The organism is Dyadobacter jejuensis, from assembly GCF_003149085.1.
Classification (GTDB): domain Bacteria; phylum Bacteroidota; class Bacteroidia; order Cytophagales; family Spirosomataceae; genus Dyadobacter; species Dyadobacter jejuensis.
Genome location: NZ_QGDT01000002.1, coordinates 158,147 through 183,857 on the forward strand (window position 1 = coordinate 158,147; position 25,711 = coordinate 183,857).

26 protein-coding genes are annotated in these 25,711 nt (G+C 43.9%); 14 read left to right on the forward strand and 12 right to left on the reverse strand.

Annotation, left to right across the window (positions count from 1 at the left end; translation table 11 throughout):
- Positions 1-31: 31 nt before the first annotated feature.
- The 12 genes from CLV98_RS04860 to CLV98_RS04915 all read left to right on the forward strand — a co-directional run bounded on the left by CLV98_RS04860 (position 32) and on the right by CLV98_RS04915 (position 11,931).
- Positions 32-730 (forward strand): WbqC family protein, encoded by a 699-nt coding sequence (locus CLV98_RS04860; RefSeq protein WP_109673194.1) that lies wholly within the window; start codon positions 32-34, stop codon positions 728-730.
- Between the two features lie 3 nt (positions 731-733).
- Positions 734-1,393 (forward strand): acetyltransferase, encoded by a 660-nt coding sequence (locus CLV98_RS04865; protein ID WP_109673195.1) that lies wholly within the window; start codon positions 734-736, stop codon positions 1,391-1,393.
- Between the two features lie 65 nt (positions 1,394-1,458).
- Complete coding sequence (locus CLV98_RS04870; RefSeq protein ID WP_109673196.1) at positions 1,459-2,685, forward strand: glycosyltransferase family 4 protein; 1,227 nt, start codon at positions 1,459-1,461, stop codon at positions 2,683-2,685.
- Positions 2,682-3,665 (forward strand): glycosyltransferase family protein, encoded by a 984-nt coding sequence (locus CLV98_RS04875; RefSeq protein ID WP_109673197.1) that lies wholly within the window; start codon positions 2,682-2,684, stop codon positions 3,663-3,665. The genes CLV98_RS04870 and CLV98_RS04875 overlap by 4 nt, the downstream gene beginning before the upstream one ends.
- Positions 3,665-4,447: a DUF5672 family protein gene (locus CLV98_RS04880; protein ID WP_109673198.1), complete on the forward strand. Its 783-nt coding sequence runs from the start codon at positions 3,665-3,667 to the stop codon at positions 4,445-4,447. The genes CLV98_RS04875 and CLV98_RS04880 overlap by 1 nt, the downstream gene beginning before the upstream one ends.
- Before the next feature lie 14 nt (positions 4,448-4,461).
- Positions 4,462-5,415, forward strand: coding sequence for a hypothetical protein (locus CLV98_RS04885; protein WP_109673199.1), 954 nt, complete (start codon positions 4,462-4,464; stop codon positions 5,413-5,415).
- Positions 5,416-5,445: 30 nt separating this feature from the next.
- Entirely contained in the window at positions 5,446-6,324 is an 879-nt protein-coding gene (locus tag CLV98_RS04890) for a glycosyltransferase family 2 protein (protein ID WP_109673200.1), read from the forward strand.
- Positions 6,321-7,652 (forward strand): hypothetical protein, encoded by a 1,332-nt coding sequence (locus CLV98_RS04895; protein WP_109673201.1) that lies wholly within the window; start codon positions 6,321-6,323, stop codon positions 7,650-7,652. Before CLV98_RS04890 ends, CLV98_RS04895 begins: the two co-directional genes overlap by 4 nt.
- 61 nt (positions 7,653-7,713) lie before the next feature.
- Entirely contained in the window at positions 7,714-8,784 is a 1,071-nt protein-coding gene (locus tag CLV98_RS04900) for an acyltransferase family protein (RefSeq protein ID WP_109673202.1), read from the forward strand.
- 51 nt (positions 8,785-8,835) lie between these two features.
- Positions 8,836-9,132 (forward strand): thioredoxin, encoded by a 297-nt coding sequence (gene trxA / locus CLV98_RS04905; protein ID WP_109673203.1) that lies wholly within the window; start codon positions 8,836-8,838, stop codon positions 9,130-9,132.
- 14 nt (positions 9,133-9,146) lie between these two features.
- A complete protein-coding gene (gene nagA, locus CLV98_RS04910) occupies positions 9,147-10,262 on the forward strand; it encodes an N-acetylglucosamine-6-phosphate deacetylase (RefSeq protein ID WP_109673204.1) in 1,116 nt (371 codons plus the stop codon).
- A 211-nt stretch (positions 10,263-10,473) separates the two neighbouring features.
- A complete protein-coding gene (locus CLV98_RS04915) occupies positions 10,474-11,931 on the forward strand; it encodes an alkaline phosphatase D family protein (RefSeq protein ID WP_109673205.1) in 1,458 nt (485 codons plus the stop codon).
- Between the two features lie 12 nt (positions 11,932-11,943).
- Here CLV98_RS04915 and CLV98_RS04920 read toward each other — a convergent pair whose 3' ends face one another.
- Positions 11,944-12,456 (reverse strand): VOC family protein, encoded by a 513-nt coding sequence (locus tag CLV98_RS04920; protein WP_109673206.1) that lies wholly within the window; start codon positions 12,454-12,456, stop codon positions 11,944-11,946.
- A 268-nt stretch (positions 12,457-12,724) separates the two neighbouring features.
- Between CLV98_RS04920 and CLV98_RS04925 the strand changes: the two genes are divergently transcribed.
- Entirely contained in the window at positions 12,725-13,057 is a 333-nt protein-coding gene (locus tag CLV98_RS04925) for a winged helix-turn-helix transcriptional regulator (RefSeq protein WP_229203217.1), read from the forward strand.
- On the opposite strand, the gene CLV98_RS04930 is transcribed toward CLV98_RS04925, so the two are convergent.
- The 3 genes from CLV98_RS04930 to CLV98_RS04940 all read right to left on the reverse strand — a co-directional run bounded on the left by CLV98_RS04930 (position 13,054) and on the right by CLV98_RS04940 (position 14,746).
- Entirely contained in the window at positions 13,054-13,614 is a 561-nt protein-coding gene (locus CLV98_RS04930) for a GNAT family N-acetyltransferase (RefSeq protein WP_229203218.1), read from the reverse strand. The genes CLV98_RS04925 and CLV98_RS04930 overlap by 4 nt on opposite strands.
- A 49-nt stretch (positions 13,615-13,663) precedes the next feature.
- Positions 13,664-14,116, reverse strand: a complete 453-nt coding sequence (locus tag CLV98_RS04935; protein WP_109673208.1) for a DoxX family protein — start codon at positions 14,114-14,116, stop codon at positions 13,664-13,666.
- 63 nt (positions 14,117-14,179) lie between these two features.
- On the reverse strand, positions 14,180-14,746 hold the full coding sequence (locus tag CLV98_RS04940) for a Crp/Fnr family transcriptional regulator (RefSeq protein WP_109673209.1): 567 nt from the start codon (positions 14,744-14,746) through the stop codon (positions 14,180-14,182).
- A gap of 191 nt (positions 14,747-14,937) precedes the next feature.
- On the opposite strand from CLV98_RS04940, the gene CLV98_RS04945 reads away from it, so the two are divergent.
- A complete protein-coding gene (locus CLV98_RS04945; RefSeq protein ID WP_229203219.1) occupies positions 14,938-15,921 on the forward strand; it encodes a metallophosphoesterase family protein in 984 nt (327 codons plus the stop codon).
- 340 nt (positions 15,922-16,261) lie between these two features.
- Here CLV98_RS04945 and CLV98_RS04950 read toward each other — a convergent pair whose 3' ends face one another.
- The 8 genes from CLV98_RS04950 to CLV98_RS04985 all read right to left on the reverse strand — a co-directional run bounded on the left by CLV98_RS04950 (position 16,262) and on the right by CLV98_RS04985 (position 25,598).
- Positions 16,262-17,182 carry a D-alanine--D-alanine ligase family protein gene (locus tag CLV98_RS04950; RefSeq protein ID WP_109673211.1) on the reverse strand — a complete coding sequence of 307 codons (921 nt, stop codon included), beginning with the start codon at positions 17,180-17,182 and terminating at the stop codon, positions 16,262-16,264.
- Between the two features lie 557 nt (positions 17,183-17,739).
- Positions 17,740-18,483, reverse strand: a complete 744-nt coding sequence (locus CLV98_RS04955) for an LCIB family protein (RefSeq protein ID WP_109673212.1) — start codon at positions 18,481-18,483, stop codon at positions 17,740-17,742.
- Positions 18,484-18,498: 15 nt separating this feature from the next.
- Positions 18,499-19,482 carry a bestrophin family protein gene (locus tag CLV98_RS04960; RefSeq protein WP_109673213.1) on the reverse strand — a complete coding sequence of 328 codons (984 nt, stop codon included), beginning with the start codon at positions 19,480-19,482 and terminating at the stop codon, positions 18,499-18,501.
- Positions 19,483-19,484: 2 nt separating this feature from the next.
- Positions 19,485-20,156 carry a potassium channel family protein gene (locus CLV98_RS04965; RefSeq protein ID WP_109673214.1) on the reverse strand — a complete coding sequence of 224 codons (672 nt, stop codon included), beginning with the start codon at positions 20,154-20,156 and terminating at the stop codon, positions 19,485-19,487.
- Between the two features lie 976 nt (positions 20,157-21,132).
- The gene (locus CLV98_RS04970; RefSeq protein WP_109673215.1) at positions 21,133-21,705 is read right to left on the reverse strand and encodes a DUF6515 family protein; all 573 of its coding nucleotides are present in this window, start codon (positions 21,703-21,705) and stop codon (positions 21,133-21,135) included.
- 158 nt (positions 21,706-21,863) lie between these two features.
- Positions 21,864-23,039, reverse strand: coding sequence for an MFS transporter (locus CLV98_RS04975; protein WP_229203220.1), 1,176 nt, complete (start codon positions 23,037-23,039; stop codon positions 21,864-21,866).
- Positions 23,040-23,174: 135 nt separating this feature from the next.
- Complete coding sequence (locus CLV98_RS04980) at positions 23,175-24,503, reverse strand: HupE/UreJ family protein (RefSeq protein WP_109673217.1); 1,329 nt, start codon at positions 24,501-24,503, stop codon at positions 23,175-23,177.
- Positions 24,504-24,506: 3 nt separating this feature from the next.
- Entirely contained in the window at positions 24,507-25,598 is a 1,092-nt protein-coding gene (locus tag CLV98_RS04985; RefSeq protein WP_109673218.1) for a DUF3500 domain-containing protein, read from the reverse strand.
- Positions 25,599-25,711: the final 113 nt, after the last annotated feature.

Sequence of the window (25,711 nt, forward strand, 5' to 3'; positions counted from 1 at the left end):
TTAGCCCACATCAAAAAAACGCGCAGGCATTATGACCCTAGGTATTATGCAGCCATATATATTTCCCTATATAGGCTATTTTCAATTGATCAAGGCAGTAGACCAATTTGTGATTTATGACGACGTCAATTTCATCAACAAAGGCTGGATCAATCGCAACAGAATCCTAGTGGGAGGACAAGCCTATCAATTTACTATTCCCTTAAAGGATGCCAGCCAGAATAAACTTATTCTGGAAATCGAAATTTCTAAGGACCAGGCTTGGAGAAAGAAATTATTGAAAACCATCCAGCAATCCTATCTAAAGGCGCCTAATTTCGGTGTAGTATTTCCTATGCTTCAGGAAATAATTCAGACTCCCTATACCAATATTGCCGAACTTACCGTTCAGGCATTGATACGGCTATGTACCTATATGGACATAGACACCGAAATTATCCCCTCTTCGCGTATATACAACAACACCCACCTCAAAGGCCCGGAGCGTATTTTAGACATTTGCCATCAAACCGGTGCCAACGCCTATATCAATGCCATTGGCGGTCAGGAATTGTACGATAAAAATAGATTTGAACAGGAGAAAATAGCCCTTTCTTTTATCAAAAGCCTACCAATCTCCTACCAGCAACTAAAAAATGAGCACATTCCTTGGCTTTCAATCATAGATATCCTTATGTTTAATAGTCCAAAGGACGTAAACAAATTCTTAGACCAATACGAATTAGTATAATATATGTCAAAAGTTATCATCTTCGGAGTACTGGATACGGCCGAACTAGCACACTACTACCTACAGCACGATTCAGAACATGAGGTGGTGGCATTCACTATTAACAAAGAGTATTTAGAATCCGACAGCTTCAAAGGCCTTCCTGTAGTACCCTTCGAAGAGGTTGAGAAACACTTTGACCCTACAGAATATAAGTTTTTTGCCCCGATGACGGGACGGAACATGAACCGCAACCGGGAGAGTATCTATCACCAAGCCAAGGAAAAAGGCTACTCCTTTATTTCTTATATCAGCTCGAAAGCCACTATTTTTGATAGAAGCTTGATAGGCGAAAACTGTTTTATCCTAGAAGACAACACCATTCAGCCATTCACCACCGTGGGAAACAACGTGGTGATGTGGAGTGGAAATCATATTGGTCATCATGGCAGCATACAGGACCATGTTTTTTTTACTTCTCATGTGGTCCTTTCCGGGCATTGTCTCGTAGAATCTTATAGCTTTTTCGGCGTGAATAGTACGATCAGGGATTATACAAAAATTTCGAAAGGTACCTTGGTAGGCATGGCCTCGGCCATCACGAAGGAAACCGAAGAATGGGGAATTTATATTGGAAATCCAGCTAAAAAGGTTCCAGGAAAGAAAAGTTACGATGCTTATTAAAAAAATTGGCGAATCATGATCGGTCGAAATGGCTATAACAGCACGAAAATAAAAGCGGTAGGGGAATGACGCAGAAAAAAATATTATTCGTTTGCCATGATGCCAATAGGGCAGGCAGCCAATTACTCTTACTTCAACTCATCAGACTGTTGAAGGAAAGAGGTGTACCCATGCATCTGTTGCTTTGCGATGGAGGCGAGTTGGAAAAAGATTTTGAGGAAGTCATTAGCATCACCAGGTTTTACCATCAAAATCCGGACGGGACTACCCTACCCCTGACGGATAAGCTATTAAAGAAAGTAAGCCTTTATAAGCTATATGAAGAATATACCGTTCAAAAGGCCAACGATCGTATTATTGCCGAGCTTAAAAGTCAGAATATTGGACTTCTATTTATCAATTCGGTAGCCAATGCTACGATTTACCACGATTTCCTACAGTTTTTCCATGACCTCCCCGTGGTACTTTTTGTCCACGAATTGGCCATGTCTGTCAAAATATACACCTACGAAAAGCACCTAAACTTCCTTTTAAGGAAGACCGACCATTTGATTGCGGTAGCCCAAGCGGTTGCCAATTTTTATGTCAAAAAATACGATTTCCCCTTGCGGAACGTCAGTATTTTCACCCTGATCGACCATGCCCTGATCGACCAAAAGCTGGAAAGGGTGCAACATGGTGTGCTCGAAAAAAATTACAAAATTCCGGAGGAAGCCATCGTCATTGGTGGCTGTGGCAATGCCGAATGGCGGAAGGGCAATGATATATTTAACTGGATCGCCAGAAAGGTCATACAAACTACCAGCCCACTTCCTGTATTTTTTGTGTGGGTAGGTGCTGGCCCACAACACGAAATATACGAATTGATACAGAGCGATATCCGCCTCATGGGCCTGTCGGATCGTATCATACTGATCCCGCCAACTCCTCAGGTACTGGACTATATTAACCGCTTCGACGTACTGCTCTTATCCTCTCGCGAAGACCCCTACCCTTTGGTGGTATTGGAAGCCGCCTTGCAGGAGATTCCGGTAATCTGCTTTAAGGATGCTGGAGGAGCTCCCGAACTTATAGAAGCGGACGCCGGCTTTGTCGTTCCGTTTTTGGATATAGATGCCGCGGCTGAAGCGGCGATCAAACTGGTGCTGGACCCCGCACTGCGTGAAAGCCTTGGGCAAACAGCCCGCCAAAAGGTACTCGCAAGACATAATACGCTTAAAAGCATCGGTAACATCGAAGCCATTATACAAAAGTTTATACCTTTGCAGGTTTCGGAAAAGCAGAATCAATGACAATTGCCTTTACTATTTGCTCGATAAATTACCTAGCCCAGGCCCGCACCCTCGGCGACTCATTAAAAAAAACGAATCCTGAGGTTCGTTTTTTCATAGGATTAGTCGACCGCCTCGAAGGGGTAGCCTTTCAGGAAGCGTATTTGCCCGAATACCCTATGATTGAGATCGACAAGATCGAAATTGAGGATTTTGACGAAATGGCCAATCGCTATAATATTACGGAGCTCAACACGGCCGTCAAGCCATTCTACTTCACCTATTTTTTCAGAAATTACCCGGAAGCTACCAGGGCGATATACTTCGACCCAGACATCATCGTATACCAGCCGCTTACCGAGTTACTCCATAACGTAGACCGCCACGGGGCCGTGCTGACGCCCCATATCAATAGCGCTATAGAGGATCGGCTCACTCCCAACGAATTACACCACCTCAATACAGGAATCTACAACTTGGGCTTTGTAGCCTTCGGGCGTAACCAAGCCAATATCGACTACCTCCATTGGTGGGAAGAGAAACTGAGATACGAATGCTATATCGATCTTTGTAATGGCCTATTTACCGATCAACATTGGATGGATTTTTTGCCCATTTTTGTCGATGGGGTACATATAGAACGCAGCCCTGGCTACAATGCCGCCTATTGGAACTTGCATGAACGCACCTTCTCCGAAGGTAATAATGGGTTTATAGTCAATGACCAACACCCCCTTATATTTTTTCATTATAGTGGGTATGACCCTGCCAAGCCCGAAGTGCTCTCCAAATATCAGGATCGCTTTGAGTTGTCACGTCGTCCCGACCTAACCCATCTGTTTAAAATATACCGAGAAAGTTTACTTAACTTAGGCAATGCCTATTACCGAAACTTTCCCTGTGCCTATATTAAGCCAGTGGTTGTCAAGCGTTATTTACGGGTACGCAAATGGCTCAAAAAACCCTTTGAATCTGTGATCAATCGGCTTCAAACAACCTAATGAGAGAGCTCGTCACCGTTATTATCCCTGTTTTCAATACCGCCCTGTCGCCCACCGAAAACGCTATACTGGACCAATCTTTAGGCCTGTTGAAAAGCTACCCGATCATTTTTATTGGAGCCGAAGGAAATGGCCTCGTCAAGGATATGCCTATTAATGACTTAAAAACTCAGTTCATCACTTTTCCTGCCAAGTATTTTAGTTCTCGAAAAGCGTTTTCTAAATTACTACTGCTAGCCGATTTTTATGAACGATTCAGCTGGAGCGAGTTTTTACTGATACACCCTCTCAATACTTGGCTGCTTCGAGATGAGCTACATTATTGGTGCAAACAGGGCCACGACTTACTCATGGCACAACCCGATTGGCAGCAATGCACCATACAACCGGGCCTTAGGGGGCAGTTTAAAAGGATTATGGGTCCTTCACCCGGGGAAAAAGTATCCTTGGGAACCGCCTTTGGGATGGGTGGATTTTACTTGTGCCATTTAGAACGTATTCGTTCGGTTCTAAAGAAATTCAAAAATGAAGCCTATCAATACCGTCACGCAGAAGCAATTGACAATGCCGAAGCCGTTTTCTTCGAACTTGTTCCGAATAGAACCTTACCCCAATTGAGAAGACCCACCACCATCGTCGAGAACTTTTTTGCCCTCCAGCAGGGGCAATTCGCAGGGATGGAAAAGGGATTAAGTAAAAAAAACCTTCCATTTGCGATCACGGGCATTCGCACAGGCCTAGAGCTATCGCAAACCCTGCAGAAATTAGCCCGCAGCCATTAAATAGTTTCAAAAAAATGAATATTATATATACTGTCTGTAACCGAAAATCATTACCTCATGCCTTGGCGCTTGGCGACTCGGTTCGTAAGCACCAACCCACCGATAGATTTGTGCTGGGCTGGGTCGACGACGTGATCCCGAATCAGCTACCCAAGGATGTAGAACTATTGGAGGTTACTAAGCTAGGCATTCCACAATGGGAGGCTATGAAGACCCAGTACTATACCTATGAGCTCCTGGCAGCGACGCGCCCCTGGTTTGCTCAGCAACTGATCGGGCAGCTAACTTCATCAGACAGGCTGATATTTTTGGCTCCCACAGTGGTACTTTGGACCGACTTGCAGCATAGTTTACAACGTGAAGAACAGGCACTTTTTACCCCCCAAGCCAACCGACCCATACCTAAAAGTGCGTTACTTAAGGACCATCAGATCCTGAATACGGGGATGTTTCATGCCGGGTCCTGGATATTAAGCGCGAGTGATCAAGGCAAGGATTTCCTTGGCTGGTGGGCTCAACGGACTCAAGACCGAGCCTATTTTGACCTATGCCAGGGCATGTGTATGGACCAGTTATGGCTCAATTACGCCCCGATACACCTCCCTAATTGGGGAAAATTAGCTGCTGACAGCTGGCATTACGGACTCAATAAATTGGCATTTCAAGATATTACGCTACAAAATAGCAAACCATACTTAAACAATATGCCCGTATGGTCGACAGACTTTGCCGGAATCACCTTCTTCGACCCCATATGGTCGGACTATAGCAATTCGGTAAGAAATCGGCCTCAATTTGCCACCTTACTCAATGCCTACCAACTCCAGCTGGATGGGCTCAAGACCGAATATGGTTTGGGGGGCAATGCTGGTTATGGGAAAGTGGCCCAGATAAGTCCGAATAGGCTCCTGCGCAACAGAACGGCTAAAAAAATAAAATTGATCACCACATTCATAGATAATTACTAACCCATGATAAGGGTTAGGAATGGACCAAATATGACATTTCTCCAAACACATACTCGAGCATTAAGGGAATTAATATCCCCGACAACGCTACCACCGGTGGTCGAGACGGCCGCTGGCTGGCCCAAGCTTACCATTATTACGCCCTCCTATAATCAGGGCGATTTCTTGGAGCGGACCATACTGAGTATTATCAACCAAGGCTACCCCAACCTCGAATATATGATTATTGACGGGGGCTCCACCGATCATAGTGTAGAGGTAATCCGTAAGTACGAAAAACACCTAACTTACTGGGTGTCAGAAAAGGACAAAGGGCAGGTCGACGCGATCAACAAGGGGCTGGCTCGTGCTACAGGGGAGTATATTGCCTTTCAAAACTCAGACGACGTCTATTTTCCAGGCACACTCCGGCGCTTCGGCCAAGCGGCCCAACAACGCCCCGACGATATACTCTATGGTGACTTATTTATGATCACCACCGACGATGAAGTCACCGAATTGCTTAAAACAACCTCTTATAGCCTGCAATGCCAACTTTTGGAAGGCATGCAGATACACAACCAATCCTTGTTTTTCAAAAAGTCGTTGGTCGACCGCCATGGTCCTTTCGACGCACAGTTTCGTTTCGCCTTCGACTATGAATTTATTACCCGATATACGATCGACGGAAAGTCGACCGTTAGGAAAGTCGAAGGGTTGGCGGGGGCCCTTAGGGTGCATGCCGACGCCAAGTCCTCAACCATAGCCACAGTGGGGGTAAGCGAACATGAACAAATTCAAAAAACTTATCTTGCAGCGAGTTCTTTGGCACCCACCAAATTAAGCTACCTTTGGTGTAGAATGCGCAAGATCCTTTATTTTGCGACCAACTTCGATTTCAAATACATACTATACAGAACCACCAGATGAACTGGAGTTTATTAAATATTTGGCAAAACTTTACCTATCTCAGATACTCCTTGGGCATTATGATGATGTTCAATGGGTTTCCCCTTATTTTCTTTATTAGGGACACCCTGAAGATAGGTCCTGCAAGCAGTGTATTTACGGCGGCTTTTATGTTGCTAGCACTACTGCTAATGACCCCGCCACATTTATTTAAACGCTATTATAAGCCAAATCCCATCCTATTCAACCTAGGATTGGGATTCTTGGTCATAGCCTTCTATTATTTTATGTTTATCAACACCTCTGGCAAGGCTGTTGCCGATATGGGAAACTTCGTGTTTACGGGTGCTTTCCTATTTCTGTTGATGCATATCCCCAATGATATCCGGGATACCTTGCTGGTCATGATATTCCTAGTTTCGTTGTTCTGTAATGTTACCTTGGTGTATTCTTTACTTACCGACCCCAATTGGTCGCCAGGCATGCGGGCTGCGGTCAATTTCTCTAACGAAGGGGCACAACCCGGAGGAAATCCGCATATTACGGCCCGAAATGGCGTCATTTGCCTCGTATCGGCATGGGTCATGTTGGTGGAGACCAAGGGGATATTCACAAAAATCTTCCTATTTTTCGCCAGTCTTTTCAGCCTGGGTGTGGTGATACTCTCCTTAGCCAAGTCGAGCTATTTGGGTATAGGACTCATGATAGGGTCTTATTTTATCTTTAAGTTCAAGGCCAAGAACATTGTGACGTCCATTATTGGATTGTTCAAATTTAGCAATATGGTCATCTTAATGATCATCCTGTTGATCATCAATTATTTCCTCAACCGATACGCCGATGTATACTACCTGATAATGGGTTATTGGGATGTGTTCGAAAATAGGATCCTGGATGTAATCTTTACCTCTACCGGTTTGCGACTATCGGAAACGGCCGATGTTGACTATTCCGCGATGGGGCGAGTCAGCGGTTTTGGGACCTTCGTCGAAACCTTCTTTTCCTGGAACGTATTCCTGGGTATGGGTTATAAATACAAATACCTCGATGTACCCATCCTAGAGTCGTTTGTGAATCATGGGGTATTTGGCTTTGTTTTCTTTGCCGGTTTCAACCTATTCCTTTTCATTTTTGCCTTTAGGGAGGTCAAGCGTAATACGCACCCCTTGAATACCTTTTTGGCCTATTTCTTTATTTCCATGTCTATTTTATTAGCCACTGGCGGCAGGCCCTACGACGTTACCTTCTGGTTCCCTTATGCAGTCATGATACGCTTCCTGGGCGTTCATTATCCCGCTACTGGTATAGCGAGCAGTAGTAGTGCACCGTCCTTGGAAGCCGCCCGATAGGATGGACCTAACCCATACTAAATAAAACTAACAACCGATATAAATCGCATCATTCGTTTAAATGAAAGGAAGAGTAGAACAATTGGATGGTCTGCGAGGGATATTTTCTGTTCTGGTGGTGGCCCATCATCATAATGCTTTTAAGGAATCCATTTTCTACAACAACTTTTTCGTTATCAATTCGGATCTTTTTGTAGACTTTTTTTTCGTTCTCAGCGGATTTGTGATTGCGATGAACTACAACGATCGGATTAAAAGCCCGTCCGATTTTTTTAGTTTCCTAAAAAAACGGATCATACGCCTTTACCCACTCCTGGTATTTACTGAACTCGTCTTTCTGCTCTTTAATATTATAGGGGATCATAGCCCGCTGAAAAACTTCAGCATGGATCCTATGTATTACGTGCGGACCGTCACGGATACGCTAACCTTTATGGGCTCTACCCCCATTTTTGGCGACTGGATAGGCCTCAACTACCCATCCTGGTCCATCTCCGCCGAGATGATCGCCTACGTCGTGTATGGCCTGGTCATCCTATTGGCCCTTCGAAACCGCTATGTTGTCCTTACGCTTATTTCCATGGCTTGCATAGGGTTCATAGTCTGGAAGGGGGATTATATCTTGGCTTATGACTATGGCTTCATCCGTGGCATCCTCTGCTTTTGTGTAGGCGTTTTTACGCATTTGCTACTCTCCAAAGTACGCCTCCGTCTCAGTACCGCCGAATTCCCCTTTATCATCCTCATGGTGGCGGCCATGTATGCGACCCATCATTGGGAGCTCCATCTAGGAAAACTGATGTTTCCCTTTATATTCTCCATGGGTATCATCGTATTTTCAAGCTCTACTGGTCCCCTTACACGGCTCTTGAGTAGTGGTCCCATGCAATATCTGGGAAAAATCTCTTACTCCATTTATTTGAACCATGCCATCGTTTTGATTCTAATGAATGTAGTTCTATTCCGCTTTTTCAAACTATCACCCACTGAGCCCATGATTTTTGCCTCTTTGGTAGGCTCTATTGCCCTTACAATCGCCTACTCCCATCTAACCTATCACCTGGTTGAAATGCGGATAGGCAACTATTTTAGAAAAAAAACGACTACATCTCGAACTATTAGCAGTCATTAAACCTTTTGCACGGCTAAATGGTTATTTATAAAAAAATAAATAACTTATATTATGGCTACTTTCAAAGAACTCATCAACAGTAATAAACCCGTCGTGGTCGATTTTTTTGCGGAATGGTGCGGCCCCTGTAAGACCATGAAGCCAATTCTAGAAAATGTAAAATCGGACCTAGGCGATTCGGCCTCTATTATCAAGGTAGATGTAGACAAGAACCCTTCTGCCGCTCAAGCCTATAAAATTCAAGGAGTACCCACCCTCATTATTTTCAAACATGGCAAGCCAGTATGGAGGCAATCAGGCGTGGTTCAAGCCGACCAGCTAAAATCAGTAATTAAGAAATATCTCTAATATTGAGTCCATAAATGACTGGCATCCAACAAGTATTCGCAGCAAATGTATATTCGGGAACTACGCATCTCACCCATCAGGTGCTCACCATTCGGGAGGGGCGGATCCTAACGATGGCTCCCGGCGAACCTACCGAAGGGATGCCGTCCTACAGCCATCTCGCTCCCGGCCTATTCGACATCCATATCAACGGCGGGGAGCACTTTCATTTTACACAAAAACCCGACGAACATACCCTGGCGGACATAGACGCTGCCAGCGCCTCCTCGGGGACTGCCTACACCTTACCCACGCTTATTACATCCGATACTGGCAACATCCTCCAAGGACTGCAGGCCGTTAGGAATTACCAAAGCAAAAACCCTACGACCGGTGTGTTGGGCATGCACCTGGAAGGGCCCTTTATAAACCCTAAAAAGCGAGGCGCTCATTTGGCACAATTTGTACGAAAGCCTAAAAACTCGGAGCTAAAGGAGATTATCCATGCAGGGGAAGGGGTATTAAAAATGATGACCATAGCCCCCGAACAATTTTCGGTGGAGCAAATCACCATGCTTCAAGAGGCTGGTATTGTTATTTCGGCTGGCCACTCCGATGCTACCTATCAACAGGCACAAGCAGCATTCGGGCAGGGCATACGGCTGGTTACTCATCTATACAACGCCATGTCGGCATTCCACCACCGGGCTCCAGGATTGGTAGGGGCCACCTTCGACCACCCCGAAGTATACGCACCCATCATCGTCGACGGGGTTCATTGCGACTATGCCGCGGCACGTGTAGCCTATCAACTCAAGAAGAAAAAGCTAATCCTTATTTCCGATGCCTTGTTCCTTCACCAAAAGGTAACGTCCTTCCAATGGGGAGACTTCGATGCGCAGCTGGTCGACGGTCAGTACGTGAACCAAGAGGGGAATTTGGCGGGAGGTGCCATTACCTTGGGCGAGGCTATTCATAACGCGGTAACCTTCCTGGGCATTCCACCCATAGAGGCCTTAGAAATGGCCACCTCACGGCCGGCTATGGCCATGGGACTTAGTGAGCACATCGGCCAAATTGCCCCCGGATACCCCGCTGTATTCACGGCATTTAACCCATCCTTGACGAATTTTGAAGTGCTGCGCTTTTAAATATATGGCGAAGTATTTATTGAATAAGGCCTTTAAAAAAGACCTCCTATACCTCAGCAATCATTAAATAGTCGAGGGTCTGCCCCTCGTAGCGTGGAGGCCAGCCGTCTAATTGAGTAGAAAGTCGAATACCCGCACTTTCATTCTACAGCAAGAACGGATCGTTTTTTGTTACCACACTCAAACCTTTTGGCTCGCAAAACCCTATAAGATGTCCTCGAATAACCGACGCATATTCCTAAAAAAAGCGGGTGCCGCCGTAGCACTCTCTTCACTTACATTTGACGAGAATCTATTTACGTCACTCCCTACCCTGAAGGGAGAGCCTGACCTGTATTTTAGCAATGGTATCAAGATAGCGGAAGTGACTACCGATTCGGCCATTTTCTGGACAAGGCTATGTGCCGACCGTACTCCCAAACCCGTAAAACACGAACGCCGTGAAGAGGTATTCAGACATCCCATCGATTTCGATGAAAATGGAAACGTCCCTGATATGGATGGGGCCGTAGCGGGTAAAAGTGGTATGGCAAGGGTTAAGCTTCGGCACAAATCCTTTCGCTATACTTCGGAGTGGATAAAAACCGATGCCGACAAAGACCATACTATCCAAATAGAAGTGGCCAATCTGAAACCGAATACCCGGTATGACGTGCTTTGGGAGGCTAAGAGCCAGGAAAATGGCCCTGTTTCTCGTAGTCAAGGACAATTTACGACCGCTCCAGCCCCCATGGCTACCGAGGATGTCAGTCTGGTAACGTCTACCTGCCAGTACTTTTGGTCATTCGACGACCAGACTCGTGGGTTCCGCTCCTACGACGCCATGCGCCAATTAAAACCCGATTTCTTTATCCATACCGGCGACTATATCTATTACGACAAGCCGGGGCCCATGGCCACTAACACCGAAAAGGCCCGCCACAAATGGCATGCTATGAACGGATGGCCTTCCCTACAGGATTTGTTTGCACAAACGCCCATCTATATGCTCAAGGACGACCACGACCTGCTTCGTGACGACGTAGACCCCAGCAAACCCAAATTTGGCGAGCTGACCTATACGGACGGCCTTAAAATATGGAGCGAAAATGCCCCCCTCCATGCCGAGCCCTATCGCACCATACGTTGGGGAAAAAACCTACAGATATGGCTCTTAGAGGGGCGTGAATTCCGTAGTAAAAACAAATCGGAGGATGGCCCCCAGAAGACCATATTAGGAGCCAAGCAAAAACAATGGCTGGAAGAAACCGTAAGTGCCTCCGATGCCACCTTTAAGCTGCTCTTCTCGGCTACTCCGGTAGTTGGCCCCGACCGCCCCCAAAAGACCGACAACCATGCCAATAAAGCCTTTGAAACGGAAGGCAAATGGCTACGAAACCTTATCGCCAAACAAAACAATATGTACGTTGTAAATGGCGATCGCCACTGGCAGTACGTCTCCCAGGATGCCGATACCAAAATTATGGAGTTTGGCTCAGGCCCCGTTAGCGACTTTCATGTTCAGGGCTGGGATGCCGACGACGTCCGTCCCGAACACCGCTTTTTGCGACTGAAAGGAGGCTTTTTAGGGATAACGGTAAAAACACGCCCCGACAAAAAGACTGAAATCGCCTTTACGCATTACGACGTAAACGGGCAGGCGGTACATCGAGAAACATTTGAAGCCTAGCCGTACATCCACTTAGTTTTGATAAGCACCAGAAGAATAGGTGAGTTCATAACTATGCGTATAAATTTCAAATACGATGCCAAAGGGGTCTTCTACGTAGCACATCTTAAAGGGCTTGTCTTCCGGATAATATTCCCTAATCGGCATGCGTTGCTTGCCCCCTTTGGCCACTATTTTACTTATCAGCTCTTCAATATCTGGATCCTGAACGCAAAAGTGAAACAGACCCGTATTGAAGGGACTGAACGCAGGGGCGTCCTTTATCCCATGAGGGAAAGAGAATAGCTCTACGCCAATGCCATCTGAAGTGGCTAAATGGGCAATTTCGAATTCTTCCCAATCCTCCCCAAAAACGTCTATACACATTTGACCAATGGCCGTTTCTTTCTCCTTTTTCACTTTGGAGGGCTCCATAATCACATACCAGCCCATCACTTCCGAATAGAAGTCTACGGCTTGCTGAATATTCGGAACGGTAAGTCCAATATGCGAAAATGATCGTGGATAATTTTTATTTCTTTTCATAGGTTCTATTTTTGCCTACAAAATTCGGCTATATTTACCCCAATAGCAACAACTTACTAAAAAGTAATATAGTACCCAAAAAGAGTATAATTAACATTATCAACAGATTAGACTTATCACAAGTGTACAAATTGTTCTCAAAAAACGGATTGGGGCGATCCATTTTTTTCTAGACCCGATCATCTAGTGGATAGCTGATGGCTCACTACCGGTCGTAAAAATGCGCACACACCATCATTCGTGATACGGTCTCTTAACTAAATTTATTTTGACTAAACCTGTAAACTGCCCCTTAGACTACACCATGAATCTAATTGGCACCAAATGGAAACCCTTGGTTTTATTCCACCTACTAGAGGGCTCCATCCGCTCGGGAGTGTTGCAGAAGAAAATCCCCGGCATATCCAATAAGATGTTTACCCAAACCGTCAGAGAACTGGAAAAAGATGGACTGATCACCAGAAAAGTATTCCCAGTGGTTCCTCCACAAGTGGAGTACAAACTAAGCGACCGAGGACGATCGCTAGAAACCATCTTAAGGGGATTGGACCGATGGGGTATGGAAGATAGTACACTAACCACGAAAGAACAGGCGTCCTAATTAGTACTGTACAATATGCCCAATTTATTTAAGGCCTGTGGGATAAGGGCCAATTGCATTTTCCTTAATTCATAAACATAACAAACGGATTGATCAAACACCCGTTCTTGACGCCACTCAAAACCAAGCCGCTCATAAAACCGATGGGCCTTATGGTTACTTTTCAGAGGATCAACCAAAATTCCTGTTACCTCGGGATTAGCAAAACATCTCAGAATGGCCAATTTCATCATGAAGCTACCATAGCCTTTGTTTAGGTTTTTCTCCTCTCCTATCCAGATATCGATGGCCCTCTTATTGGGCTCCACCATTCCCCAATAATGGGTTTCTTCGTAATAAGGATCGATGATTTGAATAAAACCTATGGGTTCCCCCTGCAGTTCCGACACCAGTTGCTCACGCCATACTGGCGCCCTACCGAGTTCAAACTCCCAATTCCAGTCTTCACTAGGGTCACAGTCAATCACATGCTGTTGGGTATCCCAATACAGCAGCAACTTAAGATCATCTATTGTGGCGGGTCGTAAGGTAATTATTGGGCTAATTCCTTTTTCCATAATATCGACTGTTATAGGCGCTATGAGGCAGAACAGACTTGGCGATTGCTCAATTACGGAGCGTACTCAAATAGGTCCAGATGATCCATAGTACCTGCATGGGTATTCTAAACCATAAGTATGCGAGACCAGGTCCATCGAAGGTCCCCGTTTGGTAATTTACATGATGGTAAGAAGCGTAAATATTGGCCGGTAGCATCAGTAAAAGAAACAGGATAAGTGCCCATCCCGAGGGCCCTTGAAGACGAGGAATGAGCAAGCCGACAGCCAATAGAATTTCAAATAGTCCGGTTAGATATACAAGGCCTTCTTTATACGGAATAAAGGCGGGGATCATCAGGGACATACCTTTCGTAAAGGCAAAATGCCCAATAGCCGTAAATACCAACATCACAGACATCGCAATCCTGGCCGACAAGGCCATATCATATTCCTTCTTTATCCCCTTCAAGACAAGCATTGAGATCGCAAAAGTGATTAAAAGTACGAGTAATGGTTTCATAACATGGTAAATTAATGTATTACAAAGGTCCATTATCCTTAGGTCATTCACACTGAACCTAAGTTAAGTAATGCGGCTGCGTATTCTGCTTAAGGCCTGCGGGGTGACGCCTATATAGGAAGCAATGTAGTTTAATGGTATTTGCTTCAGAAGCTGCGGTCGTTCCGAAAACAGATCGAGGTACCTTTCCTCTGCCGATTTGCTCAGTAGGGCCATTTCACGTTTCGATTTGACCAAAAACATTTTCTCGGCCATTTTTCGTCCAATCAGATTGCCATGCTCCGTTTTCTGATACACCTCTTCCAAATCAGCACGTGTGATTCGCCATAAATCACTATCTGTCAGGGTTTCAATTTGATAGTCGGAAGGCCTTTGTGTTAAAAAGGAATCATAACCTGTCACGAACTCTTTTTCGAATAAAAACCCGAAAGTCAAATCGTTCTCCTCCCCTTCGATATAAAACCGGACTATTCCCTGGGTAATAAAGGATAGATAGTGCTCCACTTCTCCTGCCTGCAGCAGAATAGAATTTTTTTTGAGCGCTACCCGCTGTAGCTTCGATGAGAAAAACGCCCAGTCTGCCTCACTCATAGGGGTAATTTTTTCAATAAACTCCCTGATTTCATTCATAGCAAAGGGTCTCGTTCTATTGGATACCATCTATTAAGGCGATGACATCGTACCACAATAGTATAGAAACTCTAGGGAGAAATCAAGTGTAGCAAGTAACCATTATTTCAAATTAATCAAATAAAGAATCTCAAAAATAAGGGTTACTTTAGAGTTCTTAAAAAATTTTCAAAATTCTATAAGTCAGTCCAATGAAAAGTAAAATGAACAGGAGAGACTTTGTCGTTAAATCTGGATTATCGGGTAGCGCATTATTTTTGAGCGACTTGAAAGGTTCAATGGCGAAAAGTGCGACCGTAAAAATAGGGATCATCACCGATTTGCATCATGACATTATGCATGATGCCATCGATCGCCTTTCGAAATTCATCGAGGCCATGAATCATGAAAAGCCCGATTTTATAATTCAGGCAGGCGATTTTTGTATCCCTAAAAAAGAAAACAAACCCTTACTCGATGTATGGAACCAATTTGATGGACCCCGACACCATGTATTGGGCAATCATGATACCGACGGTGGCTATACCCGCGAGCAAACGGTGGCCTTCTGGAATGCCCAAGGCAAATATTATTCTTTCGATCAATCGGGCTTCCATTTTATAGTCCTCGATGGCAATGAGCACAACGAAAGCGAGTCCCGCCCCCCTGGTTACGCACGCTATATTTCGGCTACTCAACTTAACTGGCTTCGCGACGATCTGAAAAACACCACACTACCCACCGTTGTGTTCTGTCATCAAGGGCTCGACAACGACGCCGGAGGCTTGGAAAATGGCACCTTGCTACGCTATACGCTGGAGCAAGAAAAAAGCAAAACGGGAAAGCCAAAGGTCAAAATGGTGATTAGCGGACACCACCATCAAGACTATTGCAACTTGATCAACGACATTCATTACGTGCAGATCAACAGTGCCTCTTATCAATGGCTCGGAGGCGACTATCAGGAAATCAGGTACTCCAAGGAGGTGGACAAGGCCCGTCCTAATATCAAATATACCGTACCTTATCGAGAGCCAATATGGGCCGTTATCGAAATAGTAGATGGTAAAGAGATTCGGATTAAAGGCAAAAAAACGGAATTCGTAGGTTCTTCCCCAGCCGATTTGCAGGTGGAAATGGATACTTACATCTATCCCATCGTACCCTTTATTTCAGATAGAATTTTGAAGATTTGAAACATGACTCCAGAAAAATCCCTAGCGACTGGCCGATCACGAGCCGTCGCTAGGAATTTCGGATACTGACTTGAGTTATTTGAAACCAACTATAGTCCATGAATAGAACAGCATCCAATAGGACATTCATGAGTTGATTGTAAAGGCACTGAACCCATTCTTTCGCTCATCAGAGAATAGTGGCAGGCTCCAATAAGCTATGTTGCATTGAAAAAAGGTTCGTATTTTTTAACGCTTCTGGAACCACCATATGGTAACGACGAGCGGCACTAAGTACAATGGTATTGACCATGGCCGCATAAACATCTGTTTCTGGGAACTCTGAAAAACAAACATTGCATTAAACTGGAAAGGTATTACAATGTGCCGTTAACCCCGGGAAGCCATTCACGTCAAAAACCCGAAATTGCCCATTTGCATCCAATTTTCCGTCCAACCTAATAATATCCTGAACATCCAACGCCTTCCAGACTTTTGGTAGGATCTCATCGAGCTGATTTAAAATATTTGATTCCTTGACCCGAATCATCTTTTTGTTCGTTCCCCAAGGCAATTTCCTTTCCTCATGGCCCAGCACAGCCTTATTGCCTATCTGGTAATGTGTCGCTAAGTGGAGTGTTTCATGGCCTATCACAAACCTGGCAGCAGTAATGTCATGACCCGGAAGGAAGGACTCGACGATTACACCTTGGTTATAAGCCTGCAATATCTGGCGTGATTTCCTAATAGCATCCGCTTCGTTGTATACCACTGAGTCGGTAGAGATACCAATTCCGCAAGATTCCCCAGTCAATTTGACGATTACAGGATAGGTCAGCCCGGCCTTTTGAAGTATGTTTTTCTCATTCCCCATGTCTTCTGGATTGATAAAAGTAAAATCTGGTACGGGCACTCCATTTTCCCTTAAAATCTGCTGACAGACATGCTTCTGCAGCAGATTTCGAAGAGAGTTGGCACTAGACCCTATGGTCTTGAACTTAAATCTGTCAATGATCTCGCCCATCCAAACGAGCTCTGTACCGGGCTTGTCGGCGTTTACGTGGTAAGCATTGGGCAAAAGTAGGGTTTCAGCATCGAGCCTGGATAAGAGCCTTTCTAGTTCTGATACATTTTTCACCTCGAAAGTTTCTACCTTAACATCACTTTGTTCTAGGTTTTTTACAAAATGCCTCAGGGTTTCATTATCTGGTAGCCAGCCATTTTGCCAATGGCCTTGGCTGTTGATAATAGTTACGGTCATTTCACTGTGCGTTTTTATCATGGTACATCGATTTTAGCTAAGGAATGCTTCTCCCCCTTTATATATTGATTTAATTATACAAAAAATCGAATTTTGTTCATGCAATAAAATTAGCACTAGTTTATATATACCATAATACGATTACTTATTTTTAATAAGTACTAACACCTATAGTATAAAAACATAAATACCGGTTTGTTTTAAACAAACCGGTATTTTATTCTACAATATTATAGAAATTTTGATTTTAACCAAGAAAAAATAATATCATTTTTTTATTCAAATCTGTTCATTCGTCATAGGGTGGGCCAGCTCTCCTCCCCAACTGCCAGGGTTTAAGCTTTCGTCTACTTCATCAATGGTACAGTGAAGCGCAGCAAGCTGAGTTCTGGCGGGAGATGCGCTTTTCACTAGATTTTGGTAAGGCAATAAACGGCTAGGTTCGCCTCATTCCTAGAAGATACAAAATGCTGTCGGCCCCATGTAAATTGGCCGCTACATCTAACACAGGCCAACCAACGGGAGATGGGTAACACCTCTCTTTGTTTTTTGGTATGTATTCGACTTGCAGGAAATCGTTAATCGAGACGATTCAGGTAGTTATGGTGTTCGTTGGTGGAAAGGTCAATCACTTCAAAACGTCTTATTTCGGTAAATGAGCCCATGTCTCCATCACTGTTAATGAGAATGGCCCCCAGGAGTATCACGTATTTACATTTATACTGGGTCTTCTCGATCAATTCTCCAATGCGCTTATCTATCGCTTCATAGATCACCTCTGTGGCCTCAAATATAGGCGTTGGGCTAGACAACACCCTTTCCTTTTCCTGATATAGAATCTGTTCGATGGTGTTCATTTGATAATCCAATTCGGTAATATGTCCGGCTGTAATTTGGTTATCGATGAGCTTTCCTAAGGCGCCTTTCGCAGCACCACAGCAGCCACTATTTTTGTTCTGGCCCGATCGATGAATTTCGCCAAGCTTACCATCTTTGGTTACACCGATATGGGGGCCATAATAAATAAATACGGCCCCTTCGTCGGGGACATGGCTGGCAAATGCCCCCATACCCGTCAGTCCGGTAAAGGGGAATCCATCCAAGCCCCCCATTTTGAAGGGTCCCAAAAACTCCTGGGTACGCACCGGGTATTGAATGCTGTTCACATCGTCGCTACATATACTGTCGGCTAACATAACCTGCTTGGGCTCCAAGTCAAGCTCCCATTCCACAAAATCTATGATTTTGTTTACACTGTCGATGGTGGTGATGGCCTTTGGATACCATTTCTGAATGATGGCCAATTTCTCTCTTTTCTTCATATTGATGATGGTTGTTTACAGGAGTATGTTGTTAGTCGGGGTGATCGGTTCGGGAAGGTTGGTCTCATCGATCATCTCCCTCAAATCGATTTCGATGGTACGGCTGAGGGCGGCCATGGGAATATCGTTGGCTCCCCCTTCAAAAGGGTTTTCGGTGGATTCTCCCACTTTTTCCATAGAGGTAAAAACCCAGGATACCAGCACTGAAAATGGAATGGTGAGCCATACATAAATATCGCCCAGCTTTTGAAATTCGTGGAGCATACCAAAAGGCAGCATCAGGACCATTAGCCACACAAAAAATAAATTGATACTGGCAAACTGCCTGGGGTACGGGAAGTTCTTGATCCTTTCGCTTTTACCTTGATGGTCGTATAAATCAGCCAATCGTCTTTCCATTTCCACATATTCGTAGGCTTGAATTTTACCCGCTGCTCTCAGGGCTTTAAGGTCCTTGGACTGTAAGGCTATTAATTGGGTAGCCCGGTTCGATTTGCCCAGGACCTGCTGAAGTTCGGCTCCGCTCAGGTATTTTTTCAATTCGACCTCGAGGTCACCCTCCCACTCAGGCACCTTATAATATTTGAGGAATTCCACATTATAGGATTTACTCGAATTTTCCCAAGGCTGCTTTTTACGTAGCTGAAAACGAAGGGCAGTAAGCCAGGCGATATGTCGGTATATAAGCCGCTCAGTGGCCTCCCGATCGGCCACAAAATCTTTACTGAGGATTCCCCAAGTGCGACTGGTATTGACCACCCCTCCCCAGATCTTCCTAGCCTCCCATAAGCGGTTGTAGGTTTGGGTGTTTTTAAAACCTATAATAAATGCCGCTGCCGTGCCCACCAAAGCTACGGGGACCCAGGGAATGGCTAGCCATGTTAGACCAAACACCTGATATAAAATCGTGGGTACGGTGCCTATCAACAGCAGCACATAAACGTCACGCCTGGTCCACATTAAGAATTCCGATATTTTATAATGACTTCCTGTATGCATAATTATGTATGGTTTGAAGAATTGGTAAACTTGCTAATTAATATCCCTACCAACACTACCGAGTAAAACTGCCCTGCAATTCCGATCAGAGAGGCGGCTAGTTTGGTATAATGGACATTGGGAGTAATGTCGCCATAGCCTATACTGGTTAAGGTAATAGAGCAAAAATATACGAGGTCTATAAAGGTATGAGCCGGGGTAGTATAGTTAATTCCTTTAAAAGAATTTGTATCGGAATACACCCACATTTGAAAAGTAAAGACGGAAATTTCTATGAGTAAAAACATACCACAGGCAGCCGCCGAAATGATGTCGGTATTGATATATCGGGGCCTCAGCAGAAACTTAAAGACTTCTAGAAAGATGAATATAAAAAAAACAATATAGCTCAAGTTAAGCAAGTGCATAAAAGTGGGTATCCCCTTAAAAAAGGGAAGCAGGACCGGAAAACCGATTACAATGAGGGTGAGTACATTTTTAACGATGTTTTTCACCTTGCCTTTTTCTATAAAAACCCCCACACTGGCCAGGCCAAGGATAACCATATTGATGGGCCAAAGAATTTCAATATAAAAAGGCAGATCTCTTACTACAATACCGATATATAAATGTTGTAAAAGAGCCAGAAGCAACAGTTCATACTTTCTATTTTTTACGATTTCTTTGACATTCATCGGCCAAAACTTATTAGATTATTTCACGTTGTACCTTTTACTCTTTTTACTAAAGCTCTACTTCGAATATTAATAATTCTATTAGAGCGTAGCCAAAACTATTTTCTATCGGATATTTCAAATGATAAGGTGTATTAATCCAAGTCAATAAAGACACAGTATTAAATATCACATCAACTAAATTACTACCCTGTAATGTATCCTTTTTTTGAATAATAAATACAATATCCCACTACAAAAAAAACGTCAAAACTTCGCTCTTCCCTCCCCACCTACAATAACAAGGGAGTTATACAAAGATGATTTCTTTAGCGAATCAGAACGAAAACAGTGAATTTCAGGGATCTAAGGCGACAATATGCGCCCTTTGGTTCCATTTCCGATCCTCTGTAGCCAGCCCAATATTCTGGCAAAATCATACATCCTTTAATTTCTGAGTTCTGCCAAAGAACCGAATTTCCCCGAACTGTAACACACGGCCGCCTCCTTAAACCTACCTATTTAGAATACAGAAACGCGCCAATTATTCGATCGTGAAATCCGATTACTATAGTAGCTATACGCACTCCTATTTAGAATAATTGGCTTTCTAAACATGTTCCTTAACCTGTGGGCTAAGCTTCTGAAAGGAAAGGTTAATTACTGGTGGTCTGTGGAATCCCCCCCGTAGCCGTTGCGTTTACCTCCGCACGGAATCTCCATCGTAACCATTGAAATGGTTATAGCCAATGAGTTTGGCTATCTTTTCGTCGACATAAATGGTGATGCAGTAAGCCATTGGGTGAATTTTGCATACCAGGCGGGATTCGGTTTATACCAAATCTTATCTGTAACCAAGGCTTAGATGGCCCTTTTCGCAATTTCGGGTATGGTCTAAGAACTTTCTTCTATTTGGTAGTATAATATCAAAAAAGGAGCCCTATTAATATCAATATGGCTCCTTTTAGATGACAAGAAGGATGTTTTCTAATTGATATTACTGCTCAATAAAGCCCACCACTTCATAAGCTCTCGTACCATCTATCTGGATTTTTTCGTATAACACGTTGTTAAACTCGTAAAAAGTACTTCCATTTACGACCACCCGTTCATAGTCATCTGGGAGCTCGTAAATTATGGTACCGATTTCTGGTTCCACTACTTCATAGCCATTATCAACATTGATATAATATATACCGTTGAACCAAAAGTAATTTCTATTTGGGTGCCTTACGGAAATGTATCCCACTGGCAAGGTTGGTATTCTAAAGCCAATTCTGGGGGGGATAACAATATAACTTCCTCCTGAATAGGTGTAAAATTTATTACTAGAATAATAGTATTGGGTCCCTTTATGGTCTATAACCGATTTGTTCGGTATGATTCTTACCGCTTCAACTTTCTTTTGGCCCTTTTTATAGGTCACTGATTTACTTGGTACCCGTACATTTGTTTTCTTCTCACTTCCTGGTTTTTTAGAATTTCTTGAATTCTGAGCATACATATTTCCGTGCCCCGAAATAAAAAACATCATTAATAATAGGAATGAAAACCTTTTAACTTTTCTCATAATATATGTTTTAGTTTGTAATTGGTTTTAGGACTATTCTGCCTTAGAAAGGTTTAAAACAACTCAAAAAATAAATAATTAAGCCTAGTCAAATTATAAATTTATCGGATCACGAATTGCATCATTTTAATTTGTGGGTATCCCATGATCAAGTCTCTTTATCGTATTCTATTATTATTTTCCAACGCCCATATCCCTATCATTGGCCCTATGGCCAAAAGGGTATAAATGGCTGTGGAGTCGGTTCGTTGTAATAGCATAGCCAGTGACTGAATGCTAAGGATGGTGATTAAAAAGCCCAGACTATTCACAATGGTAAGCGCAGTACCTTTTAGCTCTGCGGCGGAATTTTGAGCTACAAGCGTCGATAAAAGAGGGGAATCTGCCACAACCACCATTCCCCAGAAAATTAGAAAGCTTATAAAAAGTACTTCATTTTCAGTGCCAAATAATAACGGAGCCATCAGGCAGCAAGTGCCTGATAGGTAAAGGGCTATTTTTGCCGTGCTTCTCGTCCCTACCCACTCGGCCACATAGCCGCTGAGCACACAGGCGGCCCCACCTATACCAATGATTAGGAAAGACAAAAGGGGGATATTAAAAGTCACTTGAGGATGCTGATGGCTGTAGGTTTTGAGCATGATGGGAACAAAAGCCCAGAAGGCATATAGCTCCCACATATGGCCAAAATAGCCAAAAGCCACCGAGCGAAACTCCCGACGCCGAAACACGGTGAAACAGCTGGAGAGCTTAGACTGTTGACTAGGCTTCCGAAAAGGGCCGTCGGGCACCAAAAGGACCATCAATATTCCGCCCGTAAGGGCCAGCGATGAGGTGACCAGCAACACGTATTTCCAAGGATAAGTGGCCGTCATTTCTTTCAGCAAATGAGGAAAAGCGGTACCGACGACCAAGGCCCCTACCAAAAACCCTAGGGATTTTCCAAGTCCTTTTTCATAGTAATCTGCTGCGATTTTCATTCCCACTGGATAGATACCGGCCAGAAAAAACCCAGTTAAAAAACGCAAGACGAGGAGCGAGGCTAAGCCGTTGCCCTCCCAGATAACTCCCAAATTGAATACGGCACCGCAGACCGCACTCACCAAAAACACCTTGGAAGGGGAATACCGATCGGCAATAGAGAGAATAGCGAATAGCAGTGTACCTACTATAAACCCAAACTGAACGGCGGAAGTCAGATGCCCTAAGGCTCCTTCTTGAAGGTCAAAATTATGAACCAGATCGTTGATCACCCCGTTTCCTGCAAACCATAATGAGGTACAACAGAACTGAGAAATCACTATGACTGGAAGTATTAACTTGGAATTTTTCACTGGGTATAGGGTATTGCCTGAGATCAAAGGGCTGCATTTTAATTTATATTTTGCGCACCCTCCGATTACAACACGAACAGGCATTAAAAAAATCCAAAAATCATTTTGGCTGAACTACCAGTAGCGGATCTACCTCTAGACGGAAGCTTCATTTTTAGACGGTTGTCGGTTTAATGATATAATCAAGGATAAAATACTTATCAGATACAAGCCTAGGAGCAGGTAATGGCTATAAGGATAAATCAGGTCGACTAGCTGCGTTACAGAATTAGGTTGCTCACTAATTCTTTCCATAATCCAGCCCAGGGCAACCACCATGATTAGGCCCGCCAAAAAGTTTCTTACATAGCCAAATACGGTGGTTTGGCTTAACATTATAAATGCAGGAACGGTAATCACGATGACCATCAATTGCATGAATTCTATTCCTAGATTAAAACCTAAAACACTTAAAAACAGCTCATAACTATCTAAATTGAAATGGTATAAAGTTTGGGAAAAGGCCAAACCATGTATCAATCCGAAACCCGTTGCGATCCATAATTCTTTATTATAAAACAAGGGTTTAACGGCATGTATGGCGGAAATAAAAATGGATACCGCTATCAACACTTCAATCCATTGAACCGGAAAGTCCTGTATCCCTAAGGTGCCAATTAACAAGGTTAGTGAGTGACCCAGAGTAAATGCTGTGATGATTTTCAAAAGCTTAGTCAAGCTATATTTAATACCACCATAGCCAGCCCATTTCTCATTACGAACCAATAGGCAAGCAGGCAATAAGAGCGTTAGTATAAAAAGCAAATGATCGGTACCCTCTTTAATATGCTGCATGCCATACGACACCATACCCATAAATCCCTGAACACCATCCCCCTTTTCCAAGTGAATTTCTAAGGGATAAATACGGTTGTCTTCGGTATCCACCCGAATGATGCCTATTTCAGATGGCTTGTTCTGTAGCCTACCTTTTTCCCAGTCGTTGCGTATCGATACAAAAGCCACATGGTTGCCTACCCGATGCATGATCAAGTCGTAGTCCAAAGTAAATCGTCGGGTATTTTCTCCCTGTTTAGGGCTTAGTACCAGGCTTACATTCAATTCTCGAATGGGTCTACCACTGATTGCATCCTTTTCTTGATCAAGATGCATGTCTGTAATAGATACCCTCCAGGGTTGTTTAGGGTCAACATAGGCATGGACATGCTTTAGAACATAGGTTTCTAACTCTTCTTTTTTTGTTTGCAGAAGCGTTTCCGGGCTCTCCTCTAAGTTTTGACCCATAGCCAGGCTCAGTTCACTCAGGGGCAATTGTAGTTCTAAGGCCAGCAGCCGTGGACTTATATCCATTACAGCCATAGTCGTTGGACTTTGGTGGGCATATCCCTGGGTGACCACCAAGACCCCTATCATGGTAACAATCAATTGCTTGAAGCAATTGATTGTTAAAAAGGAATAGCTCATAAATTATAATCCGATATAATCTTGATCATGATCGCGGTATACACTGTGATAATGAATCAAAGAGGGATATACCACACCCGTTTGGCAGATAAATTCTATCCATATCCCGGGTCCATCGATTCGTACATAATCCGCATTGGCTGTAAAAAAGCTACTAGACGTACCTGATAAGCCAGAAGAGTTCCCAGAATAGGTAACATAGGTATCGGCTAGATCGGCCGTATAGCGTGCTTTGTAGTTGGCTGCCGTGGATTCATTGAGGTCATCTAGCCATGGGTCCATAGCCGCTAATACCTTCGCTTGAGCGGTAGAACTTAAGGCACTTACCTTCACCCCCAATTTGGTAGCTGGAAAGGTATTGCTGGTTGAACCCGGCACTAACAGGCAGTCTGAGAAGACCGTAGAAATTTTTGCAGCAGCAAGCTCATCCTTCGTGAAAGAGGCTAACATATCGGCCATAACCGCTCTTTCTGTAGCCATTGGCGTGTAAGTGGTACCGGAGGTGGTGAAGGTTATAGGCTCTACCCCTTGATGTGATGGCGTAATGCTGACTACCTCACCCGCATCAAAAGTAACATTGGCAGCATAATGATGCCCTCCCACCTGCAGCATCCATTTGCCCGTAGTGCTTGGAGTACCTAGAAATCCTATGACATAATTACCACTACCATAAGGCCCGCCCGCTGCAGCCGATAAATTATCATCAGACAATGTGGTTTGTATAAATTGATTATAACCTTGGTCCGTTGTATTGCCCATTACCTCCGCTAACAATGCTTTGGCCGCGAGGAGTTGCGTGCTCGACAGCGCACTAAACTTAAGTCCAAGGCGCGTACTACCATTTTCAGGTAAGTTGGACCACTTTTTTGCATTGGTCAGGTTCAGGGAATTTACACTGGTAGTTTGCTGGGTCGTACTGAGTGTCCCGAGATAGTTATTGGCCAAACATACGATTTTATCGACCCCAGTAGAAGCATCACAATCAGAGGTGACCACTTCGGTAATCGTGTCGATGTCTTCCTCTTCTTTATTGCAGGAAAACAGCAAAGAAAAAGCCGCAATAATGGCGATGGACTTTAAATTTGTTACGCTCATAATTTATTTATTAATAGTCATATTCCTGTTAGACTCCAATTTTTGATAGAACCGTCGCCTGAAAACTATTTTTTAAAAAAAATTATAAGCCCTACCCTTTCAACCAATAAACA

Bases quoted from the DNA above. Each gene is read 5' to 3' on its own strand.
- CLV98_RS04860 (WP_109673194.1), top strand. From the start codon at position 32: ATGACCCTAGGTATTATGCAGCCATATATATTTCCCTATATAGGCTAT.
- CLV98_RS04865 (WP_109673195.1), top strand. From the start codon at position 734: ATGTCAAAAGTTATCATCTTCGGAGTACTGGATACGGCCGAACTAGCA.
- CLV98_RS04870 (WP_109673196.1), top strand. From the start codon at position 1,459: ATGACGCAGAAAAAAATATTATTCGTTTGCCATGATGCCAATAGGGCA.
- CLV98_RS04875 (WP_109673197.1), top strand. From the start codon at position 2,682: ATGACAATTGCCTTTACTATTTGCTCGATAAATTACCTAGCCCAGGCC.
- CLV98_RS04880 (WP_109673198.1), top strand. From the start codon at position 3,665: ATGAGAGAGCTCGTCACCGTTATTATCCCTGTTTTCAATACCGCCCTG.
- CLV98_RS04885 (WP_109673199.1), top strand. From the start codon at position 4,462: ATGAATATTATATATACTGTCTGTAACCGAAAATCATTACCTCATGCC.
- CLV98_RS04890 (WP_109673200.1), top strand. From the start codon at position 5,446: ATGACATTTCTCCAAACACATACTCGAGCATTAAGGGAATTAATATCC.
- CLV98_RS04895 (WP_109673201.1), top strand. From the start codon at position 6,321: ATGAACTGGAGTTTATTAAATATTTGGCAAAACTTTACCTATCTCAGA.
- CLV98_RS04900 (WP_109673202.1), top strand. From the start codon at position 7,714: ATGAAAGGAAGAGTAGAACAATTGGATGGTCTGCGAGGGATATTTTCT.
- trxA (WP_109673203.1), top strand. From the start codon at position 8,836: ATGGCTACTTTCAAAGAACTCATCAACAGTAATAAACCCGTCGTGGTC.
- nagA (WP_109673204.1), top strand. From the start codon at position 9,147: ATGACTGGCATCCAACAAGTATTCGCAGCAAATGTATATTCGGGAACT.
- CLV98_RS04915 (WP_109673205.1), top strand. From the start codon at position 10,474: ATGTCCTCGAATAACCGACGCATATTCCTAAAAAAAGCGGGTGCCGCC.
- CLV98_RS04920 (WP_109673206.1), bottom strand. From the start codon at position 12,456: ATGAAAAGAAATAAAAATTATCCACGATCATTTTCGCATATTGGACTT.
- CLV98_RS04930 (WP_229203218.1), bottom strand. From the start codon at position 13,614: ATGGAAAAAGGAATTAGCCCAATAATTACCTTACGACCCGCCACAATA.
- CLV98_RS04935 (WP_109673208.1), bottom strand. From the start codon at position 14,116: ATGAAACCATTACTCGTACTTTTAATCACTTTTGCGATCTCAATGCTT.
- CLV98_RS04940 (WP_109673209.1), bottom strand. From the start codon at position 14,746: ATGAATGAAATCAGGGAGTTTATTGAAAAAATTACCCCTATGAGTGAG.
- CLV98_RS04945 (WP_229203219.1), top strand. From the start codon at position 14,938: ATGAAAAGTAAAATGAACAGGAGAGACTTTGTCGTTAAATCTGGATTA.
- CLV98_RS04950 (WP_109673211.1), bottom strand. From the start codon at position 17,182: ATGATAAAAACGCACAGTGAAATGACCGTAACTATTATCAACAGCCAA.
- CLV98_RS04955 (WP_109673212.1), bottom strand. From the start codon at position 18,483: ATGAAGAAAAGAGAGAAATTGGCCATCATTCAGAAATGGTATCCAAAG.
- CLV98_RS04960 (WP_109673213.1), bottom strand. From the start codon at position 19,482: ATGCATACAGGAAGTCATTATAAAATATCGGAATTCTTAATGTGGACC.
- CLV98_RS04965 (WP_109673214.1), bottom strand. From the start codon at position 20,156: ATGAATGTCAAAGAAATCGTAAAAAATAGAAAGTATGAACTGTTGCTT.
- CLV98_RS04970 (WP_109673215.1), bottom strand. From the start codon at position 21,705: ATGAGAAAAGTTAAAAGGTTTTCATTCCTATTATTAATGATGTTTTTT.
- CLV98_RS04980 (WP_109673217.1), bottom strand. From the start codon at position 24,503: ATGAGCTATTCCTTTTTAACAATCAATTGCTTCAAGCAATTGATTGTT.
- CLV98_RS04985 (WP_109673218.1), bottom strand. From the start codon at position 25,598: ATGAGCGTAACAAATTTAAAGTCCATCGCCATTATTGCGGCTTTTTCT.